Annotated in this window: 19 protein-coding genes, 4 tRNA genes and 1 other RNA gene; 7 read left to right on the plus strand and 17 right to left on the minus strand. The window is 67.3% G+C overall.

Annotated elements, in window-relative coordinates; genetic code table 11:
• Window positions 1-69: 69 nt before the first annotated feature.
• Window positions 70-1125: a heat-inducible transcriptional repressor HrcA gene (gene hrcA / locus ACFWZ4_RS02050; protein ID WP_439665968.1), complete on the minus strand. Its 1056-nt coding sequence runs from the start codon at window positions 1123-1125 to the stop codon at window positions 70-72.
• Between the two features lie 118 nt (window positions 1126-1243).
• On the opposite strand from hrcA, the gene recN reads away from it, so the two are divergent.
• Window positions 1244-2917 carry a DNA repair protein RecN gene (gene recN, locus ACFWZ4_RS02055; protein ID WP_439703092.1) on the plus strand — a complete coding sequence of 558 codons (1674 nt, stop codon included), beginning with the start codon at window positions 1244-1246 and terminating at the stop codon, window positions 2915-2917.
• An 82-nt stretch (window positions 2918-2999) separates the two neighbouring features.
• Here the strand turns inward: recN and ACFWZ4_RS02060 are convergent, their stop codons facing one another.
• A complete protein-coding gene (locus ACFWZ4_RS02060; protein ID WP_231325262.1) occupies window positions 3000-3638 on the minus strand; it encodes a response regulator transcription factor in 639 nt (212 codons plus the stop codon).
• A gap of 168 nt (window positions 3639-3806) precedes the next feature.
• On the opposite strand from ACFWZ4_RS02060, the gene ACFWZ4_RS02065 reads away from it, so the two are divergent.
• Window positions 3807-5402, plus strand: a complete 1596-nt coding sequence (locus ACFWZ4_RS02065) for an MASE1 domain-containing sensor histidine kinase (RefSeq protein WP_439703093.1) — start codon at window positions 3807-3809, stop codon at window positions 5400-5402.
• Window positions 5403-5750: 348 nt separating this feature from the next.
• On the opposite strand, the gene fur is transcribed toward ACFWZ4_RS02065, so the two are convergent.
• On the minus strand, window positions 5751-6167 hold the full coding sequence (gene fur, locus ACFWZ4_RS02070; RefSeq protein ID WP_439665965.1) for a ferric iron uptake transcriptional regulator: 417 nt from the start codon (window positions 6165-6167) through the stop codon (window positions 5751-5753).
• A gap of 75 nt (window positions 6168-6242) precedes the next feature.
• Between fur and ACFWZ4_RS02075 the strand changes: the two genes are divergently transcribed.
• Entirely contained in the window at window positions 6243-6692 is a 450-nt protein-coding gene (locus ACFWZ4_RS02075; RefSeq protein WP_439703094.1) for an outer membrane protein assembly factor BamE, read from the plus strand.
• A gap of 2 nt (window positions 6693-6694) precedes the next feature.
• Here ACFWZ4_RS02075 and ACFWZ4_RS02080 read toward each other — a convergent pair whose 3' ends face one another.
• Window positions 6695-6961 carry an RnfH family protein gene (locus ACFWZ4_RS02080; protein ID WP_439703095.1) on the minus strand — a complete coding sequence of 89 codons (267 nt, stop codon included), beginning with the start codon at window positions 6959-6961 and terminating at the stop codon, window positions 6695-6697.
• Window positions 6954-7382, minus strand: coding sequence for a type II toxin-antitoxin system RatA family toxin (locus ACFWZ4_RS02085; protein ID WP_439703096.1), 429 nt, complete (start codon window positions 7380-7382; stop codon window positions 6954-6956). The genes ACFWZ4_RS02080 and ACFWZ4_RS02085 overlap by 8 nt, the downstream gene beginning before the upstream one ends.
• Window positions 7383-7448: 66 nt before the next feature.
• On the opposite strand from ACFWZ4_RS02085, the gene smpB reads away from it, so the two are divergent.
• Together smpB and ssrA are read left to right on the plus strand one after the other, a co-directional pair.
• Window positions 7449-7940 carry an SsrA-binding protein SmpB gene (smpB, locus tag ACFWZ4_RS02090; protein ID WP_091336452.1) on the plus strand — a complete coding sequence of 164 codons (492 nt, stop codon included), beginning with the start codon at window positions 7449-7451 and terminating at the stop codon, window positions 7938-7940.
• Between the two features lie 81 nt (window positions 7941-8021).
• Window positions 8022-8374: a transfer-messenger RNA gene (gene ssrA / locus ACFWZ4_RS02095) on the plus strand.
• A gap of 84 nt (window positions 8375-8458) precedes the next feature.
• Here the strand turns inward: ssrA and ACFWZ4_RS02100 are convergent.
• The 11 genes from ACFWZ4_RS02100 to serC form a co-directional block, all read right to left on the minus strand.
• The gene (locus ACFWZ4_RS02100) at window positions 8459-8902 is read right to left on the minus strand and encodes a response regulator (RefSeq protein WP_439703097.1); all 444 of its coding nucleotides are present in this window, start codon (window positions 8900-8902) and stop codon (window positions 8459-8461) included.
• Window positions 8903-8916: 14 nt separating this feature from the next.
• A tRNA-Leu gene (locus tag ACFWZ4_RS02105) sits at window positions 8917-9003 on the minus strand.
• A 159-nt stretch (window positions 9004-9162) separates the two neighbouring features.
• Window positions 9163-9236, minus strand: a tRNA-Cys gene (locus tag ACFWZ4_RS02110).
• Between the two features lie 71 nt (window positions 9237-9307).
• A tRNA-Gly gene (locus tag ACFWZ4_RS02115) sits at window positions 9308-9383 on the minus strand.
• A 124-nt stretch (window positions 9384-9507) separates the two neighbouring features.
• Window positions 9508-9583 (minus strand) — tRNA-Gly (locus ACFWZ4_RS02120).
• Window positions 9584-9620: 37 nt separating this feature from the next.
• Window positions 9621-10226, minus strand: a complete 606-nt coding sequence (gene pgsA / locus ACFWZ4_RS02125; protein WP_231325114.1) for a CDP-diacylglycerol--glycerol-3-phosphate 3-phosphatidyltransferase — start codon at window positions 10224-10226, stop codon at window positions 9621-9623.
• A gap of 49 nt (window positions 10227-10275) precedes the next feature.
• Window positions 10276-12102, minus strand: coding sequence for an excinuclease ABC subunit UvrC (gene uvrC / locus ACFWZ4_RS02130; RefSeq protein WP_439703098.1), 1827 nt, complete (start codon window positions 12100-12102; stop codon window positions 10276-10278).
• 135 nt (window positions 12103-12237) lie between these two features.
• Window positions 12238-13011, minus strand: a complete 774-nt coding sequence (gene kdsB, locus ACFWZ4_RS02135) for a 3-deoxy-manno-octulosonate cytidylyltransferase (RefSeq protein ID WP_439703099.1) — start codon at window positions 13009-13011, stop codon at window positions 12238-12240.
• Window positions 13012-13093: 82 nt separating this feature from the next.
• A complete protein-coding gene (gene aroA / locus ACFWZ4_RS02140) occupies window positions 13094-14419 on the minus strand; it encodes a 3-phosphoshikimate 1-carboxyvinyltransferase (protein ID WP_439703100.1) in 1326 nt (441 codons plus the stop codon).
• Window positions 14416-15504, minus strand: coding sequence for a prephenate dehydratase (gene pheA / locus ACFWZ4_RS02145; protein WP_439703101.1), 1089 nt, complete (start codon window positions 15502-15504; stop codon window positions 14416-14418). Before pheA ends, aroA begins: the two co-directional genes overlap by 4 nt.
• Before the next feature lie 45 nt (window positions 15505-15549).
• Window positions 15550-16635, minus strand: a complete 1086-nt coding sequence (serC, locus tag ACFWZ4_RS02150) for a 3-phosphoserine/phosphohydroxythreonine transaminase (protein ID WP_439703102.1) — start codon at window positions 16633-16635, stop codon at window positions 15550-15552.
• A 152-nt stretch (window positions 16636-16787) separates the two neighbouring features.
• Here serC and ACFWZ4_RS02155 point away from each other — a divergent pair, with 152 nt between their 5' ends.
• Window positions 16788-17924: a GNAT family N-acetyltransferase gene (locus ACFWZ4_RS02155; protein WP_439703103.1), complete on the plus strand. Its 1137-nt coding sequence runs from the start codon at window positions 16788-16790 to the stop codon at window positions 17922-17924.
• A complete protein-coding gene (gene aat / locus ACFWZ4_RS02160; protein WP_439703104.1) occupies window positions 17921-18643 on the plus strand; it encodes a leucyl/phenylalanyl-tRNA--protein transferase in 723 nt (240 codons plus the stop codon). The genes ACFWZ4_RS02155 and aat overlap by 4 nt, the downstream gene beginning before the upstream one ends.
• On the opposite strand, the gene ACFWZ4_RS02165 is transcribed toward aat, so the two are convergent.
• Entirely contained in the window at window positions 18640-19470 is an 831-nt protein-coding gene (locus ACFWZ4_RS02165; protein WP_439703105.1) for an HD-GYP domain-containing protein, read from the minus strand. The two genes, aat and ACFWZ4_RS02165, sit on opposite strands and share 4 nt — an antisense overlap.
• Window positions 19471-19529: the final 59 nt, after the last annotated feature.

The raw sequence follows: 19529 nt of genomic DNA on the forward strand, positions 1-19529 counted from the left end.
ACAAAAGTCCTGACCGGCACATCCGTGCCGGCCACCGATAACTGCGGGAAACCCGCCCTCCGGGGGCGGTTATAGGGACGTCGCGGCGCGATTCAAGGCGTCGCTGAGCAATCCGGCAGTCGCCTGCACCACCGGGATCACCCGGTCGTAGGCCATGCGGGTAGGTCCGATCACGCCGACCGCGCCCAGGACCCGCCCCTGCACGCCGTAACTGGCGGTCACCACGCTGCACCCGTCCAGCGCGGCAAAACCCGATTCCTCGCCGATGAACAGGCGCACGCCCGGGGCCCGGGCGCACACCTCCATCAGCTGCAGCAATTCGTTTTTCTTCTGGAAAGCCTCGAACAGCTCGCGCAGACGGTCCAGGTCGGCGAGTTCGGCGTACCCCATCAGGTTGGTCTGGCCGCTCACCAGGACATCCTCCCCGCCACCTTGCGGCGCGAAGGAGGCGGCCGCGAGTTCCGTCGCGCTGGCGACAAGGCGGTTGAGCTCGCTGCCGGCCTCGCGCAGCTCGCGCAAGAGGTGGGCGCGGATATCGTCCACGCGCAGACCGGCAAAATGGGTGTTGAGGTAGTTGGCGGCCTGTTCCAGTTCACGGCTGTCCAGCGGCCTGGCCAGCTGCACGATGCGGTTCTGCACCTGGTTGTCGGAAAACACCAGGATCACCAGCACGCGCGCGTCCGGCAGCGGCACGAAATCGATGTGGCGCAGGGGGAAGTCACCTTGGCGCGGCACCGTCACCACGCCGGCGAAGTGGGTCATCGCCGAAAGCAGCGTGGACACATTGCCGAGCAGGTCGCGGGTGGTCGTGGGCCCGGGTGGCAACTCACGCTTGAGCCGGGCCATGTCCTCGCGCGGCAGCGGCTGCAACTCGATCAGGCTGTCGACGAACAGGCGCAGGCCGCGTGGCGTGGGTATGCGTCCGGCGGACGTATGCGGCGAGGCGACGAGGCCGGCGTCTTCCAGGTCCGCCATGATGTTGCGGATCGTCGCCGGGCTTACATCCAGCCCCGACGATCGGGACAGCGTGCGCGACCCGACGGGCTCGCCATCGGCCAGGTACTGCGCAATCAGCGTGCGCAGCAGGCGGCGGGCGCGGGCATCGAGGTCGTGGGGTCGGGTCATTCGCTGTAACAAACGGTGAGACGGGACAGAAATAAGGTGTCGCCGCCGAGTTTGCAAGAACGCCGGTCGCGACGGTAGCCGCGCTTGCGCGCCCCTTCTGCCCGTACAATTCCACGCCATGCTCACTTCCCTGTACGTCCGCCATTTCGCCGTCGTCGAAGAAGCCGAAGTCGCCTTCGGTCCGGGTCTCACCGTGGTCAGCGGCGAAACGGGCGCCGGCAAGTCGCTCCTGGTCGACGCGCTGATGTTGCTGGCCGGCGCGCGCGCCGACAGCGGCATGGTGCGCGAGGGCTGCGACCGCGCCGAACTCATCGCCGAATTCGACCTGACGGCGCTGCCGGAGGCGCGCGCCTGGCTGGAACGGGAAGAGCTGGACGATGAAGGCGCCTGCCAGCTGCGCCGCGTGATCCGCGCCGAGGGCAGTTCGCGCGCGTGGATCAACGGCCGCCCGGCCAACGCCAGCCAGCTCGGCGAGCTGGCCACGCTGCTGGTGGAGATCCATGGCCAGCATGAGCACCAGGCGCTGCTCTCGCGCGGCCACCAGCTCGATCTGCTCGATGCCTACGCCTGCAACGAGGAACTGGTGGGACAGTTGCGCGCGCTGGCCGCACAGTGGCGCGAGTTGGGCGCGCGCATCCGCAAGCTCAGTGGTGGCGATGACCGCGAGCAGCGGCTCGAACTGCTGCGCCACGAGGTCGGCGAACTCGAACGGTGGGCCCTGCCGGCTCAGGAATTGTCCGAACTCGAGGCCAGCCACAAGCGCCTGGCCAATGCCGGCCGGCTGGCCGAAGGCGCCTCCGGCGTGGTGGAACTGCTCGACGGCGACAGCGAATTCGCGTTACGCCGTGCGCTCGGCCGCGCGCACGGCGAGTTGGGCAAGCTGGCCGCCCTGGACCCGCGCCTCACACCCCTGCTGGAACTGCTGGACAACGCAGAGATACAGCTGGGCGAAGCCTCCGACGGCCTATCGCGCTACGCACAGGACGTCGACCTCGATCCTGAGCGCTATGCCGACGTCGACACCCACCTCACCCGCCTGCACGAATTGGCGCGCCGACACCGCCTGCCCGTCGCCGAATTGCACGATCGCTTGGGCTCGTTGCAGGCCGAACTGGTCGAACTGGAAGGCGCCGGCGATGCGCTGGAGCGACTCGCCAGCGATCGCGCGCGGCTGGAAAGCGGCTATGCGAAAGCGGCCGATGAGCTGAGCAGGGCCCGCCGCACCGCCGCCGCTCGCCTGGGCGAGGAAGTCAGCGCCCTTATGAGCGAACTGGGCATGGCCGGCGGCCGGCTGGTCGTCGACCTCGAGCCGGTCGACGACGGCGAGCCGGATGCGCAGGGCCGCGAGCGCTGCGAACTGCTTGTCAGCGCCAATCCTGGCCAGCCGCCGCGTGCGCTGCGCAAGGTCGCCTCGGGCGGTGAACTGGCGCGCATCAGCCTGGCCATCGAGGTCGCCACGCTGGGCAAGGACACGATCGGCTGCATGGTGTTCGACGAGGTCGACACCGGCATCGGCGGCGCCGTGGCCGAGGTGGTAGGGCAGAAGTTGCGTGCACTCGGCGGCGAGCGTCAGGTGCTGTGCGTCACTCACCTGCCGCAGGTCGCTGCGCAGGGCCACGCGCACCTGCGCGTCAGCAAGCACAGCGACGGGGACACCACGCGCACGCAGATCGAGAAGCTGGACGCAGCCGGTCGCCGCGACGAACTGGCGCGCATGCTGGGCGGCGTCGAGATCTCCCGCGAAACACGCGCCCACGCCAAGCAGATGCTGGAGCGCGCGCAAAGCGCCTGACAGGAGCCCCGTAGGGTGGGCTTCGGCTCACCATCGGGGCGCGTCAGGGTGGACACAAGCCCACCCTGCGTCATCCGGTCCGTCAGTTCTTGCGCTCGGACAACAGCCCGCGCTCGCTCGCCATCCGATACAGGTCCAGTTCCGAACCCGCGCCCAGCTTGCCCATCAGGCTGGCGCGATGGATATAGATGGTCTTCTGGCCCACCCCGAGCACTGCCGCGACCTGCTTGGGCGCCTTGCCTGCCGCCAGCAGCAGGAACACCTCGCGCTCGCGCGCGGTAAGCCGGTTGACCGGATCGAGCGCCTCGCTGGGCCGCTCGGCACGACGCTGGCGCAGGTCGGAACTCAGGAACGTCTCGCCCTGCATCACCTGGCGCAGACCTGCCACCAGTTCCTCCGGCGCCGCGCCCTTGGTGACGTAGCCGCTGGCGCCACGACGTAGCGCCTCGGATACGTAGGGTTCGCCGTCGTGCATGCTCAGCACGACGATATGCGTATCCGGCGCCAGGCTGTGCAGGTGCTCGATCAGTGGCAAGCCACTGCCATCGGGAAGCGACAGGTCCAGCGCGACGAGATCGGGGCGACGCTGGTTGATCGCGTCCACTGCATCGTCGGCGCAACGGCATTCGGCAATCACTTCCAGATCCGGCTCCAGTTCGATGAGCCGCTTGAAACCTTCGCGGACGATGGCGTGGTCGTCGACCAGAACGATGCTGTACATGATGCCCCGCTGACTTGCTTGTTTCGGGCGGTACGCCGTACGCGGCTCAACCGCTTCGGACGCCCCCGCGTCCGGCCCTGCCTCACCGAGTCTATAAGAGACCGGCCGCCCCTGCCCAACCATCCGCCGAGCGCTGGGCAGGCAACAGTCGCATGTACCATCGCCAGCATGCGATCGAAGCCTTTTTCCCTGCCCGAATCCGGTCCGCTGCTCGGCGTGGTCTACGCGCTGCTGTGGCTGGCGCTGCTGCCTACGCAACAGCCTTACTGGATGTTGCCCTTCGGCCTGCGCTTCGCCGCGCTGCTGATCGTGCCGGTGCGGCAGTGGTTCTGGCTGCTGGGGCTCGAGCTGGCCGTGACCGCCATCCTGGACCTGCGTTCGGGCCTGCCCATGGGGTGGGAGACCTTCGTGATCGGCGACCTGCCCGAGCCGCTGATCATGGCGGTAAGCCTGTGGCTGTTGCGCCGGGTGAATCTGCACGCCAGCCTGCGCGACCCGGAGGAAGCCACCCGCCTGCTGCTTTCGGCCGTGCTGGTGGTCGGTGCGGTGGCGGCCGCCGATGCGGTGTTGCTGGCGCTGCTGCATGAAAGCGCGGCCCCCGCGGCGATGGTGCGCGCGCTCGGCCGCGAGTTGCTGGGGAATTACCTGGGCGTACTGCTGGTGGCGCCGCTGTCGATCATGCTGCTGCGTGCGCGACCGAACCGAAAGATGGTGGCCAGCCTGGTGATGGACGGGCTGCTGGTGATGCTGCCGGCGATGGCGCTGTTGCTGATGCTATCGGAGCACGCCGCGCCCCAGCCGGAATTCGCCCGAGTGCTGTCGCTGGCACCGGTATTGTTCTTCGCCTTCCGCCACGGCTGGCGCGGCGCCACGCTGGCGATGTTGATCTCGTGCTTGGGCATGACGGCGGTCGACCATCAGCCGGGGCATGCGCAGAGCGCCGCTGGCTATCTGTTCCTGGCTGTCGCTGGCACCGGAGCGCTCATGCTCGGCGCGGCAACCGACGCCCTGCGCCGCAGCAGCGAACGGGTGGCCGAACAGAACGTCTACCTGGGCGCGGTCAACCGTCGATTGGACCAACTCGCCCGACAGTTGCGCGACGCGGCCCGCGGCAACCTGCAGGCCGAGGAAAACCAGCGCCGGCATATGGCCGCCGAGCTGCACGACGAGCTCGGCCAGAACATCACGGCCATCCAGACCCACATGAAACTCGCGCAGGTGCGCCTGCGTCAGGCGGGGCTGGAAGACATCAGCGTCTCGATCAACACCATCCTCGGCTACATGCGCCGCGCCCTGCATCGCCTGCTGGACGACCTGCGTCCCGCGGTGCTGGACGAGTTCGGCCTGCTGCGGGCGCTGGACGAAGGTCCGATCCGCGACCTGCTGACCACCGCCGGCATCGTCTTCCACACCGACATGCGCGGCGACCCGCGGTTGCTGGACGAAGACACCCGCATCGCGGTGTACCGCCTGGTACAGGAAAGCGCCACCAATGCGGTCAAGCACGCCCAGGCCAGCGAATTCCGCCTGCGTCTGCGCATCGGCGAGCGCCATGGGGTGGTGCTGGCCCTGCTCGACATCCGCGACGACGGCGTGGGCCTGCCCAGCCGCCTGCCCCGCGGCGGCCGCGGCCTGCAGGGCATGCGCGACCGCGTCACCTCGCTGGGTGGCCTGTTCCGGCTGAGGCCCGACCGCCAAGGCGTCCACCTGCGGATTTTGCTGCGGAGCAGCACGTCCGGCCGTGAACCCGGTCGGCTGGCATAGGAATTTTTCCAATACCGGAGTCGTGAACAGCTCGTTAGCATCGGTCCATCGATGTGGGGGAGCCGCCGTCGCAAGATGGCGTGCCGTGGTCACCGTGGGGACGGTGGCCACGAAGAACGGCAGGATGCCGTTCCGCCGGTACCAACGGCGCCACCCGGCCAGCGAGCAATTCGCACTGCCGAAGCGCTATGTGGTAACGGATCAGCCGTGGGTGGACAGGAGTCCTCCCGCGGCTTTTTTTATGCCCGCCCCGTACGCCGCATTTCAATGGTGGGAGCCAGCTTGCGCGGCTCTGCCTTCTCCCGGCCCGGCAGAGCATCCGCCGCAGGCGCGCTCATGCGGTTCGGATCAGCGGGCCTTGTTCTTGGGCCGCACGTACAGCACCAGACTGTGATCCTCCAGCACGTAACCGTGCTTGGCGGCGATTTCCTTCTGCAGCCGCTCGATCTCTTCGCTGACGAACTCGATGACCTTGCCGCTGTCTACGTCGATCATGTGGTCGTGGTGCTTGCCGCGGTCAAGCTCGTAGACGGCCTGGCCGCCTTCGAAGTTGTGCTTGACCACGATGCCCGCGGCCTCGAACTGGGTAAGCACGCGGTACACCGTTGCCAGGCCGATGTCTTCCTGTTCGGCCAGCAGCTTCTTGTAGACGTCTTCGGCGGTGAGGTGCTGGACACCCTCTTCTTCGAAGATCTGCAGGATCCGCATGCGCGGGTGGGTGACCTTCAGGCCGACCCGGCGCAGCTCTCTGGTTTCCTGTTCCATGGCTCGCTCCACGCACGGCGTATCAAGGCCATTAGTGTATCATCGCCCCCTTCACGATCCGGACGCAAAACACGCATGCACAAGCTGATTCGCACGCTCGGTTCCGCCATGCTGGCGCTTACGCTGGTGGGTTGCGGACTCGTCTATGTCCCCAACGTGCAGCAAGGCAACTTCCTTGACAAGAAGGACGTCGATCAGCTCAAGCCAGGCATGACCAAGCATCAGGTGCTGGTGCTGCTGGGCTCGCCGTCCGTGCATACGCCGTTCAACCAGAACCGCTGGGACTACGTGTCCACCCAGCAGCACCGCGGCGGCAAGATCAAGATCCGCACCTTCACGCTCACTTTCAACAACGACACGCTGGTGCGCACCGACGGCGACTTCTTCGCGCAGGATCCCGAGAAGATGCTCGAGGAAAGCAAGAAGTACCACGTCACCTACCCCGTCGACGAAAACCAGGGCGACAAGAACACCAACGGCACCGACGACAGCGGCTCGACGCCGCCGGACAACGGCAGTCGCTGATTTCAGCGGGCGCGGCGCCGGCGCGCCTCCTTCGGATCGAGCACCAGCATCCGGTACAGCTCCACGCGATCGCCGTCGCGCAGCCGATGTTCGGGTGGCACGCGGCGACCGAAGATGCCCAGTCGTTGCATATCGACCAGCGCGCCGTTCCGGCCCAGGTCAGTCGCCGCGATCGCGTCGGCCACCGTCGCGTTTGCGCCAAGCACCAGCCGCTTTAGCAACGTGCGCCCGGGCAGCGCCAGCACCACTTCTACCGTGATCTCAGCCATACGTGCGCTGGGCCTCGCGACCGAAGTCCTCGACCATCTTGCTCGCCAGCGCCTGGAACCCGAGCTTGATTGCGGTGGCGCCCAGGCCCACATAGTCGAAGTCCAGCGCGAAGGCGATCTTGCAGCCATGCTCGCCTAGCGGAATGAATTCCCATAGGCCGTCCAGACTGCGGAACGGCCCTTCCACCAGTTGCATGCGCAGGCGCTTTGGCGGTTCGGTGGTGTTGCGGGTCGTGAAACCCTGTTTGAGGCCGGCGTATTTCAGATCCAGCCGCGCCACCAGCACGTCGCCCTCGCGCTCGAGCACCCGCGCACCGGCACACCAGGAGAAGCGCTTTGGGTATGCTTCGACGTCGTTGACCAGATCGAACATTTGCGCCGGCGTGTAATTGACCAGGGCGCTTCGTCGGATTTCGATCACGGCTACCTCTTCCATCATTCGGTGCGACGGCTTCCGGCGCACCGCAAAGGCGCAAGTCTAGCGGACATGGCAAAAGCGAAGGACAAGGACAAGCACGCCGGCGGGACCATCGCGCTCAACAAGCGCGCCCGCCACGAGTACCACATCGACCAACGGTACGAAGCCGGCATTGCGCTGCAGGGTTGGGAACTGAAGGCACTGCGTGCCGGGCGCATCAATTTCGGCGACGGCTACGCGGTCGTGCTGAAGGGCGAGATCTTCCTGGTGGGGACCTCGATCCCGCCACTGATCAGCGCCTCCACACACGTCATCGCCGAGGACCGCCGCACGCGAAAGCTGCTGCTGCACAAGCAGGAGATCGACCAGCTGATCGGCGCAGTCGAGCGCAAGGGCTACACCCTGGTGCCGATCGCCATGTACTGGAAAGGCAACAAGGTGAAGGTCGAGATCGGCCTGGCCCGCGGCAAGCAGGCGCACGACAAGCGCGACGCGGAGAAGGAACGCGACTGGCAGCGCGAGAAACAGCGCACCATGCGCGCCCACAATCGCGAGGCCTGAACGATCCTTACGCACGCGCGCATTGAAGCGCGCCATGTCGGCCCCATATACTTGTTCGACTGACCAGCTCAGGTTTTCCCCGGGGGTGTCCTGGCTTCGACGGGGGTAGTGAGATGGCTTGGTGCATGCCGAGGGGGCAGCTTTCCTCGTAAATCCAGCCGCAAACTCATAGTTGCCAACGACGACAACTACGCTCTGGCCGCTTAAGGCCTAGCCCCGAACCCACTTGTGCCTGTGCTCGTGGATGTAGGGTCATTATCACGGGATCGCCCAAAGCTGCCGCCTGTCGGCTTAGGGTCAAATCAAGCGGGCTGGTCCTTCGATGCGCTTCGCACATCGTGCTGTCGCGGGACGAGATCCAACGGTGAGCTAAGCATGTAGTACCGGGCGTCAAGCGCCTTCGGACGCGGGTTCGACTCCCGCCACCTCCACCAATCCGGCATCCATGCGATGCCCGAATAGCCGGCATTCCAGCGCAAGCAGGATGCCGGCTTTTCTTTTGGCCGACCGGTGCCCGCCTATGGCAGCGCAAACGCTCGACGCAGGCTTTCGGCAAGGCTGGCGCCATCGTAGGGCTTGCACAGGATCGCGCCGCTTGGTCGCCCTTCCCGATTCGCCAGCTCCGTGTCGCCGGTAGCGAACACAAGGCCGATGCGCGGGTGCACCTGGCGGGCGAGTTCGGCCAGCTCGGTACCCGACATCCCGGGCAACCCTACGTCGGTGACCAGTACGTCGACGTGGCGCGCCTGAAGCACCGCCAACGCATCGGGGCCGTAGTCGGCCTCAACAACCTCATGTCCCAGTTCGCGCAGCATGTCGGCCGCGTCCATGCGGATGAGAGCGTCATCCTCTACCAGCAGTACCGTCAGCGTCCGCGAATCGGCCGCAGGAGCGGGCTTGCACGCCCCCGGGGCGACGGCATCGTGGTCGCCCGAGGCATCGGAAATGTGCGGATTGGACATGGCGTGATCGTCGATGGTGCCCGGAGCGGGGGTCGAACCCGCATACCCGCGAGGGTGAGGGATTTTAAGTCCCTTGCGTCTACCAGTTTCGCCATCCGGGCATAAGGCCAAGGATCGTAGCACCCGCCTGCCTTTGCTGGAGCGCGCCTCGCGAGAGGCCGGCGAACTCGGAGAATGCATCGCCCGCAAGCAGTCCCTGCGGCTTCGAAACGCACCAAACGAAAAGGCCCGCTGGTGGCGGGCCTTCGAGGATCGCGCAATGGAGGCCAGGGTCGGAATCGAACCGGCGTACACGGCTTTGCAGGCCGCTGCATGACCACTCTGCCACCTGGCCATCGCGCACGGAACGCATGGTTGCGGTCCGCTTAAAAAACAAAACCCCGGTGGTCCGAGGTTTCTTGAAACTGGAGCGGGAAACGAGACTCGAACTCGCGACCCCGACCTTGGCAAGGTCGTGCTCTACCAACTGAGCTATTCCCGCATCAGAGTCGGAAAGGATAGCAGAACCGGGCGGGATGTGAAGGCCTCGCCGCGGTTTTTGCATGTTTCCGTAGCGCCCGCCGTAAACGACGAAGCCCCGGCATGGCCGGGGCTTCGAGAGAAACTGGAGCGGGAAACGAGACTCGAACTCGCGACCCCGACCTTGGCAAGGTCGTGCTCTACCAACTGAGCTATTCCCGCATCGGAGCCGCGCATTTTAGCGGCGAAAACAGGCTCGTCAAGCCTTGTCGATACCGGGCTGCTTCGGCGGGTCGCCGCGCAGCATCGGCCAGGCGGCGCGCAGGTAGTGCATGCCCGACCAGATGGTCAGTCCACCGGCGATCACCAGCAGCCCTTCACCGATGTGGTACAGGCGCAACGCCTCTGCCTCCTTCTCGTGCTGAACGATCAGCACGACCAGCGCGATCATCTGCATCACGGTCTTGAGCTTGCCGACGAAGGCCACTTTCACCGTGGCCCGCATGCCGATCTCGGCCATCCATTCGCGCAGCGCCGAGATGCTGATCTCGCGGCCCACGATGACCGCGGCGGTCACCGCCATCAGGATGCCTGGCCAGCCGCCGCGGTGGGATTCGACCAGCAGGAACAGCGTCACCGCGACCATCAGCTTGTCGGCCACCGGATCCAGGAAGGCGCCGAACGCCGAGGTCTGATTGAGCCGGCGCGCCAGGTAGCCGTCGAGCCAGTCGGTGAAGGCGGCCAGCACGAAGACGATGGCGGCGGTGATGTTGTGTCCGCGGAACGGCAGGTAGAACACGACCACCATGACCGGTAGCAGCGCCACACGGAACAGGGTCAGCCAGGTGGGGAGGTTGATGCGCATCGTCCTTTCCGTCGGTTGTCGTTATCAGTGTCGCACGGGAGCTGGCGGGCTAGCCGTGCAGGGTGGCATAGATGCGCTCGGCCAGGCCGCGATCGATGCCCTTGATCGAAGCCAGTTCCTCGACGCCGGCGGCCTCGACCCCGGCCAGGCCGCCGAAGGCCTTGAGCAGCGCCGCGCGCCGCCGCGCGCCGATGCCCGGCACGTCTTCCAGGATGCTGCGCTCGCGCGCCTTTTCCCGGCGTTTGCGGTGCCCGCTGATGGCGAAGCGGTGCGCCTCGTCGCGCACGGCGGCGACCAGGTGCAGCGCGGGCGAGGCCGAGCCGGGGTGGATCTCGCGGCCGGAGTTGGCCAGCACCAGGGTTTCCTCGCCGGCGCGGCGACCCGGGCCCTTGGCGACGCCCACCACCTCGATGCCGGTGACACCAAGTTCCGCCAGCACGTCCATCGCCTGCGCAACCTGACCACCACCACCGTCGATCAGCAGCACATCGGGCTTTGCGCCCTCGCCCGCCGCCACCTTGCGGAAGCGTCGGGTGAGCGCCTGGTGCATCGCTGCGTAGTCGTCGCCCGGGGTGATGCCGGCGATATTGAAGCGTCGGTAGTGCGACTTCTCCGGCCCTTCCGGCCCGAACACCACGCAGGAGGCGACGGTCGCCTCGCCCATGGTGTGGCTGATGTCGAAGCACTCGATCCGGCGCGGCGGCCCGGACAACTCCAGCAATTTCTGCAGGTCGTCAAAGCGTGCGCCCAGGGTCTGCCGGCTGGCCAGGCGCGAGGTGAGCGAGGCCTGCGCGTTACGCTCGGCCATCTGCAGGAACCGCGCGCGCTCGCCGCGCACGCTGGACTTGATCTCCACCGCATGCCCCGCCTGCTCGAAGAGCACCTGCGCCAGCAAGGCCTGGTCGGGGATCGTCTCGCACAGAATGATCTCGCGCGGCACCGGCCGCTCCAGGTAGTACTGGGCGATGAACTGGGCCAGCACGTCCGCCGGCTCGGCATCCAGCGGCAGGCGCGGGAAGAAGTCGCGCGTGCCCAAGCTGATGCCGTTGCGGAAGAACAGCACGCTGACGCACGCCATGCCGCCCTCGATACGGCAGGCAACCACGTCCATGTCGGCGCTGGCGCCCTGCACGTGGTGCTGCGCCTGCAGCTTGCGCAAGGCGGCGACCTGGTCGCGCAACGCCGCAGCGCGTTCGAAGTTGAGCGCGATCGCTGCCTGTTCCATCGACGTGGCCAGTTCATCGATCACCGCGCTGCTGCGCCCTTCCAGGAACATCTCGGCATGGCGCACATCGCTGCGATAGTCCTCCACCGAGACCAGGCCCACGCAAGGCGCCGTGCAGCGGCCGATCTGGTGTTGCAGGCACGGACGCGAGCGGTTGCGGAAGTAGCTGTCCTCGCACTGGCGGACCTTGAACAGCTTCTGCATCAGGTTGAGGCTTTCGCGCACGGCGAAGGCGCTCGGGTACGGTCCGAAAAAGCGGCCTTTCAGGTTCTTGGCGCCGCGATGGAACGCCAGGCGCGGATAGTCCTCGCCACTGGAGAGATAGATGTACGGGTAGCTTTTGTCGTCCCGCAGCAGGATGTTGTAGCGCGGCTTGAGTGACTTGATCAGCTGCGATTCGAGCAGCAGCGCCTCGCCCTCGGTGCGCGTGACGGTGACCTCGCAGCGCGCGATCTGCGAAACCATCGCGTTGATCCGCGGTTCCATGCGCGGCTTGAGGAAGTAGCTGCCGACGCGCTTCTTGAGGCTGCCCGCCTTGCCCACGTACAACAGCTCACCGTCGGCGTCGAAGTAGCGGTAGACGCCGGGCGAGGTGGTCAGGGTCTGGACGAAGGCCTTGCCGTCGAACGGCGGCGTCTGGGACGACTGCATGAAGGCGATTCTAGCCGTTCCGGCAAGGGTAGCCGTGACCGGATGCCGAACAGGCCGCCAGGCCGGCATGGGGTGGTCTTCAGCCCAGCCTCCTTTTCCGCGACAAAACCTGGTGGGCCGGAGCCTACCTGCCGTTTACGGCTGGGTGGCCAGCCAGCGCTCCGCGCGTTCGACGTCCGCTTCGGTATCGATGCCGGGCGGGAACGGCTCGGGCGTCAGCCTCACGGCGATCGGAAAGCCGTGTTCCAGCACCCGCAGCTGTTCGAGCGATTCGGCCTGTTCGAGCGGCGTACGCGGCAGGCCGGTGTAGCGGCCCAGGAAGCCCGCGCGGTAGGCATAGATGCCGATGTGGCGCAGGAACGGCACGCCTTCCGGCAGTACCTGGCGGTCGCTGACGAAGGCATCGCGCGCCCACGGCAGCGGCGCCCGGCTGAAGTACAGCGCGCGCCCATCCGCCCTGCGCACCAGCTTGACCACGTTCGGATCGAACAGTTCGTGCGCGGCGGTGACGGGCGTGGCCAGCGTGGCCATCGGCGCATCGTCCTCGGCCAGCGCAAGGGCCACTTCGCGGATGCCTGCGGCGGGTGCGAACGGCTCGTCGCCCTGGAGGTTCACGACGATGGCGTCAGCAGCCCAGCCATAGTGCTCGGCCACTTCGGCCAGCCTGTCGCTGCCGGAGGCGTGGTCGGCGCGGGTCATGCAGACATCGACGCCCTGCCCGTCCAGGGCTTCGGCGACGCGCGCATCATCCACCGCCACCACGACCCGGCCGGCGCCGGCCTGCAACGCCCGCTGGGCCACGCGCACGACCATCGGCACGCCGCCGATGGCACGCAGCGGCTTGGCCGGCAAACGGGTGGAACCGTAGCGGGCGGGGATGGCGACGATGAAGGGCGGAACGTCAGACATGGCGTGGTGGGCTCGGGAAAGCGGCGAGCCTAGCATCGGGTGGGCAGGAGCGCGCGCTTGTCCCATCGCCAAACGGGCGCAACTACGCGTCCGCCAGTGCGAACCCGCAACCGTTGGCCAGCTCCACGAACCCGGGGAACGAGGTCGCGACGTTGCGGCAATCCCCGATGCGCACGCTGCCCTTCGCCACGAGGCCGGCGACGGCGAAGCTCATGGCCACGCGATGGTCGCCGTGGCTTTCGATCGCGCCCGGCCCCAATCGGCCGCCGGTGATGATCGCGCCATCCGGCGTCTCTTCCACCTGTGCACCCAACGCGCGCAGGCCTGTCGCCATGCTGGCGATGCGGTCGGACTCCTTCACGCGCAGCTCGGCCGCACCGCATATCACGGTGGTGCCCTGCGCCGTTGCCGCGGCAACGAACAGAGCCGGAAACTCGTCGATCATGTCCGGCACCAGTTCGCCGGGAAGCTCGATGCCGCGCAGCGGCGCGTGGCGCACTCGCAGGTCGGCCACCGGCTCGCCGCCACTGTGGCGCTCGTCCAGCACCTCGATGTCGGCGCCCATCAGGCGCAAGGCCTGCAACAACCCGGTGCGGCGAGGATTCAGGCCAACCGCGCACAACGTCAGGTCGGATCCAGGCACCAGGCTTGCGGCCACCAGGAAGAACGCTGCTGAGGAGAAATCGGCGGGCACCTGCACGTCGATGGCGCACAGCGCATGGCCGCCCGTGAGGCGAGCGTGCCCCGGTGCGAATTCGATCGGCCAGCCGAATGCGGCCAGCATGCGTTCGGTGTAGTCGCGGGTCGGATGCGGCTCCAGGATTTCGGTTTCGCCTTCGGCGTACAGACCGGCCAGAAGCAGCGCCGACTTCACCTGCGCACTGGCCACCGGCAGCTCGTAACGAATGCCGCGCAACCGTTGTCCCCCGTGCACCTGCAAGGGCGGCAAGCCCGCCTGCGAATCGATGCGGGCGCCCATCGAGGCGAGCGGTTCGGTAACACGGCGCATCGGCCGGCGCGAGAGCGACTCGTCGCCGACCAACGTGGCGTCGAACGCCTGCCCCGCCAGCAGGCCGGCGAGCAGGCGCATGCCGGTGCCGGCGTTGCCGCAGTCAAGTGGACGGTTGGCGCCGCGCAGCCCATGCAGGCCCACGCCATGCACCAGCCGCTCGCCTGGCCCCGGCGTTTCGATCGACACGCCCAGCTGCGCGAGCACCGCGGCCGTGGCGCGCGTGTCTTCACCCTCGAGGAAGCCGCGGATGCGCGAATCGCCCTCCGCCAGCGCAGCGAGCATCAGCGCGCGATGGGAAACGGACTTGTCGCCCGGCACCGTGAGCGTGCCACGCAGAGGGCCCGCCGGGCGACTGATCCAGTCGAGGCGGCCGGCCGTGTCGCTGGCGCCGCTCACGGCAACGCCACCGGGTAGGAACCGAGCACGCGTAACTGCGTGGCGACCGGCCCCATGTCCCCGAGCGCTGCCTGCAGCGGTGCGTCGTCGATGTGGCCGGAAACGTCGATGAAGAACGCGTACTGCCACTTGCCCGTGTGCGCCGGCCGTGACTCGATGCGGTTCATGCTCACGCCGTGCTTGGCGAACGGGTTCAGCACGTCGTAAAGCGCGCCGGGCTTGTCGTTGACGGTGATAAGGAGCGAAGTGCGGTCGTTGCCCGAGGGCGGGAACAGCGAACGGCCGATCACCAGGAAGCGGGTGGTGTTGTCGGCGCGGTCCTCGATGCCTTCGGCGAGCGGCTTCAGGCCGTAGATCTTGCCGGCCGTCTTGCCCGCGATGGCTGCCGCGTCGTCGGCATGCCGGGCCAATCGCGCCGCTTCGGCGTTGCTGCTGACCGCCACGCACTCGACCTCCGGCAGGTTGATCCGCAGCCAGGTCTTGCACTGCTGCAGCGACTGCGCGTGCGCGAATATCCGCCGGATGTCACCCAGCGCACCGGCCTTCGACAGCAGGCACTGATGCACGCGCAGCTCGATCTCGCCGCAGATGCGTGCTTCGGAGGTCAGGAACATATCCAGGGTCACCTGGATCATGCCCTGTCCGGAGTTCTCCACCGGTACCACGCCGAAATCTGCATGACCGGCGGCGACCTCCTGGAACACCTCCTCGATGCTGCCCAGTGGCAAGCCATAGGCCGCGTGGCCGAAATGCTTGCGCACCGCCTGCTCGCTGAAGGTGCCCTCGGGCCCGAGGAAGCCGACCTTGAGCGGGTCCTCCTGGGCCAGACACGAGGACATGATCTCGCGGAACAGGCGCACCATCTCGGTGTCGGACAGCGGACCCTTGTTGCGGTCGACGACCATGCGCAGCACGTGCGCCTCGCGCTCGGGCCGGTAATAGTCGATCGCCGACAGGCCCTCGCCCTTGACCCGGGCAACCTCCCGCGCCCAGTTGGCGCGCTCGGAGATCAGCTCCTGGATATGGCGGTCGATGCTGTCGATGCGATCGCGCACCTTGCCCAGCGATTCCTTGGGATCGGTCATCTGGCTGTCCAGAAGTAAAGAAGTCCAAACGTTAACAGGGGACGCCTAGCCGTGGCGACGCGCGAAGTCGCGCATGAAGGCCACCAGCGCCTCGACGGCCTCCACCGGCACCGCGTTGTAGAGCGAGGCCCGCATGCCGCCCAATGCCTTGTGGCCCTTCAGAGCGAGCAGGCCTGCGGCTTCCGATTCGGCCAGGAAGGCAGCATCGAGCGTGCCGTCGTGCAGGGTGAAAGGCACGTTCATGCGCGAGCGCGAAGCTGGCTCGATCGGGTTGCGGTAGAAGCCATTCGAGCCGTCGATGGTTCCGTACAGCAGCGCTGCCTTTGCGCGGTTGCGCTCGCCCATCACCGCCAGACCGCCCTGCCCCTTCAGCCACTGGAACGTCAGCCGGGCCAGGTACCAGCCAAAGGTATTGGGCGTGTTGAGCATGGAACCGGCCGCGGCATGTTCGGCGTAACGGAAGATGCGCGCCATCGGTCGGCCCGGTCGCGCCAGCAGGTCGCGGCGGACGATCATGAGCACCAGGCCGGACGGGCCGATGTTTTTCTGCGCGCCGGCGTAGATCAGTCCGAAGCGGCGCACGTCCAGCGGCCCGGACAGGATGTTCGACGACATGTCCGCGACCAGCGGCACCTCGCCGACGTCGGGCGCGTCGTGGAATTCGACGCCATGGATGGTCTCGTTGGGCGTGTAGTGCACGTAGGCAGCCTGCGGATCCAGCCGCCACTCGCGGCGAGGCGGCAGGTGCAGGAAGCCGTCGGCCTTGCTGCTGGCGGCCATGTTGACGCGCAGGTAAGGCGCCGCCTCGTCGGCGGCCTTCTCGCTCCAGTGCCCGCTCAGGACGTAATCGGCCGTTTCGCCCGGGCCGGCCAGGTTCATCGGGATCTGCGCGAAGTGCTGCGTCGCGCCGCCCTGCAGGAACAGCACCGCGTAGTCGTCCGGGACCTCGAGCAGTTCGCGCAGGTCGGCCTCGGCCTGTTCGGCCATGGCGATGAAGCGCTTGCCGCGGTGGGACTGCTCCATCACCGAGGCACCGCTACCCTGCCAGTCCAGCAGTTCGCGCTGTGCCTGCTCGAGCACCGCCTGCGGCAAGGCCGCCGGTCCCGCACTGAAGTTCCAGACCCTGGTCACTGCGCGCATCCTCATCGGGTGAGCACGCATTATGGCGCGGTGCAACATGGCGTCGTCAAATCATCCGTTGCGCTGCCGTGCGGTTGGGTCGGATGGACAACTTCGCTAGTCTTGCCACTCGCATCTCGCCAAGCCCGCAGCCCCCAAAGTCGATGCTCACCGCCCGCTTCCACCCTGCCATCGCCGAGCTTCCCGCGGCGACCTGGGATGCGCTGCGGGCGAGCGCCAACCCGTTTGTCTCGCACGCCTTCCTGCACCTGCTCGAACGCACCGGATGCATTCGCCCGGACTGGGGCTGGCAGGCCCACCACCTGGGCCTGTACGAGGACGACCGCCTGGTCGCCGCCGCGCCGCTGTACCTGAAGGGCAATTCGCACGGGGAGTTTGTGTTCGACTGGAGCTGGGCCAGTGCCTGGGAGCGTGCCGGCGGCGATTACTACCCGAAGCTGCTCAATGCCGTTCCTTACTCGCCCGTACCCGGCCCGCGGTTGCTCGCCGGCCAGGATGCGCGCGCGCCGCACCTTCGCCAGGCGCTGGTGGAGGCGATGCGCGCGGAGACCGAACGCATGGGCTTGTCGTCGGCGCACGCCAATTTTCTGGAGGACGCGGAACTGGGCGCCTTCGGCGGCGACTGGCTGCCGCGATCGGACGTGCAGTTCCACTGGCACAACCACGGCTACCGCGGCTTCGACGACTTTCTCGCGACGCTCAAGGCCAAGAAACGCAAGAACATCCGGCATGAACGGGCACAGGTACGGGCCTCCGGCCTGGACATCCGCATCCGCGATGGCGCCAGCCTGGACAAGGACACCTGGCGCCAGATCCATGCGCTCTACGCCGGCACCTTCGACGCCAAGGGGAACCACGCCGCGTTGACGCGGGCGTTCTTCGAGGCGCTGGGCGACCTGGACGACGCCGTGCAGGTTGCCTGCGCGATGGACGGTGAACGCATCGAGGCCATGGCGCTGTTCCTGCAAAGCGACACGGCGCTCTACGGTCGTTACTGGGGCGCCCGCGTGGAAGTGCCGGGGCTGCATTTCGAGCTTTGCTACTACCGCGGCATCGAGCATGCGATCGCCCGCGGCCTTGGACGTTTCGAGCCCGGCGCGCAGGGCGAACACAAGCTCGCGCGCGGCTTCGTGCCGGTACGTACGCATTCACGCCATTACCTGGCCCACCCGCAGTTTCGCCGTGCCGTGCGCGAGGCGCTCGTCCACGAAGCGCAGGCCATGGACGACTACGCCGCCGAGCTGGCCACGCACGCGCCCTACGCCGGGGCCTGCCGGTGATCCGCCTGCCACTGCTCGACCCGGCGTCGCCCGAGCGCTTTCCTGATCCCCGGCATGCGCTGGCCGAACCCAATGGCCTGCTCGCGTTCGGCGGCGACCTCTCGCCGCGCCGACTGCTGGCGGCCTACCAGCGCGGCATCTTTCCCTGGTTCAATCCGGGCGAGCCGATCCTGTGGTGGTCCCCCGATCCTCGCTGCGTGTTCGATACCGCGACGTTCCACGCCAACCGCAGCCTGCGCCGGGCTCTGGCCGGCAAGGACTGGCGGGTCACGGTGGACGAGGCGTTCCTGCGCGTGATGCGCGCCTGCGCCGCACCGCGGCCGGACCAGCAGGGCACCTGGATCGGCCAGGCCATCATCGACGCCTATGCCTCGCTGCACACGCAAGGCCATGCGCACAGCGTGGAGGTATGGGAGGGCGACGCGCTGATCGGCGGCGTGTACGGCGTGAGCGTGGGCCGGCTGTTCTGCGGCGAGTCGATGTTCAGCGCACGCAGCGGCGGGTCGAAATTGGCGCTGGTCGCGCTCGCGTCGTTATTGCGCGAGTGGCGGTTTCCGCTGCTCGATGCGCAGGTCAGCAACCCGCATCTGCTGGGACTCGGCGCCCGCGAGATGCCGCGCGATGCGTTCCTGGCCCAGGTGCGCACGCTCGTCGCGCAACCGTTCGACCCGAGGTGCTGGCGCAAGGTCGCCGCGCGGCCCGCGAGCGATTACCTCTAGGCCTGCGCCAGTTCCGGCGGCGGGCTCGCCATGCCCAATGCCTTGATGGAAGGGTAATTGGCGAGGAACAACTCGATCAGCTGCGGATCGAGCTGGCTGCCGGCGGCCTGGCGCAGGTAGTCCAGCACCTCCTCCTCCGGCCAGGCCGGCTTGTAGACGCGCGGAAAGCTCAGGGCATCCCACACATCCACGATGCTGAAGACGCGCGCGGCGAGCGGTATCTCCTCGCCACGCAGGCCGCGCGGATATCCGCCGCCATCCCAGCGCTCGTGATGCGCGTAGGGGATGTCGATGGCGCCGCGCAGGAAGTCGACCTGCTCCATCAGCTCGCGACCGATCTCCGGGTGCCGGCGCATATGCGCCATCTCGGCCTCGTCGAGCTTGCCCGGCTTGATCAGGATGGCGTCGGGAATCGCGAGCTTGCCGATGTCGTGCAACAGCGCGCCGAACTTCACCGCGAGCAACGCCTCGCCATGCATGCCGGCCAGCCGCGCCAGCCCCATCGCCATCCGCATCACGCGGTCGGAGTGGTCGCGGGTCTCCTTGTGGCGGATGTCCATCGCCGACACGAGCACGCGCAAGGTCTGCTCGTGTCCTCGCACCAGCCGGCGGTTGATCGCGGCCAGGCGGCGGAGGTCCTTGCCGATCAGCCAATACAGCATCACGCCGGTCAGCATGACGAAGAACCAGCCCTTGACGCTTTGCGCCCAGACGCGTTGCGATGGATCCAGGACCAGCGACGCGAGCGCACGGTCGGAGAGCCAGATCCAAAGGGACGCCAGCGCCACGTACAGGAATGCGATTCGGAACTGCGGGCTTATGGACACGCCGGACTCCAGGCACCGGGATGGCACGGAGCGCATTCTTCCGTGCCCTGAGGAGGACT

It is taken from the genome of Frateuria sp. GZRe12 (assembly GCF_051900535.1).
Taxonomy (GTDB): Bacteria; Pseudomonadota; Gammaproteobacteria; order Xanthomonadales; family Rhodanobacteraceae; genus Frateuria_A.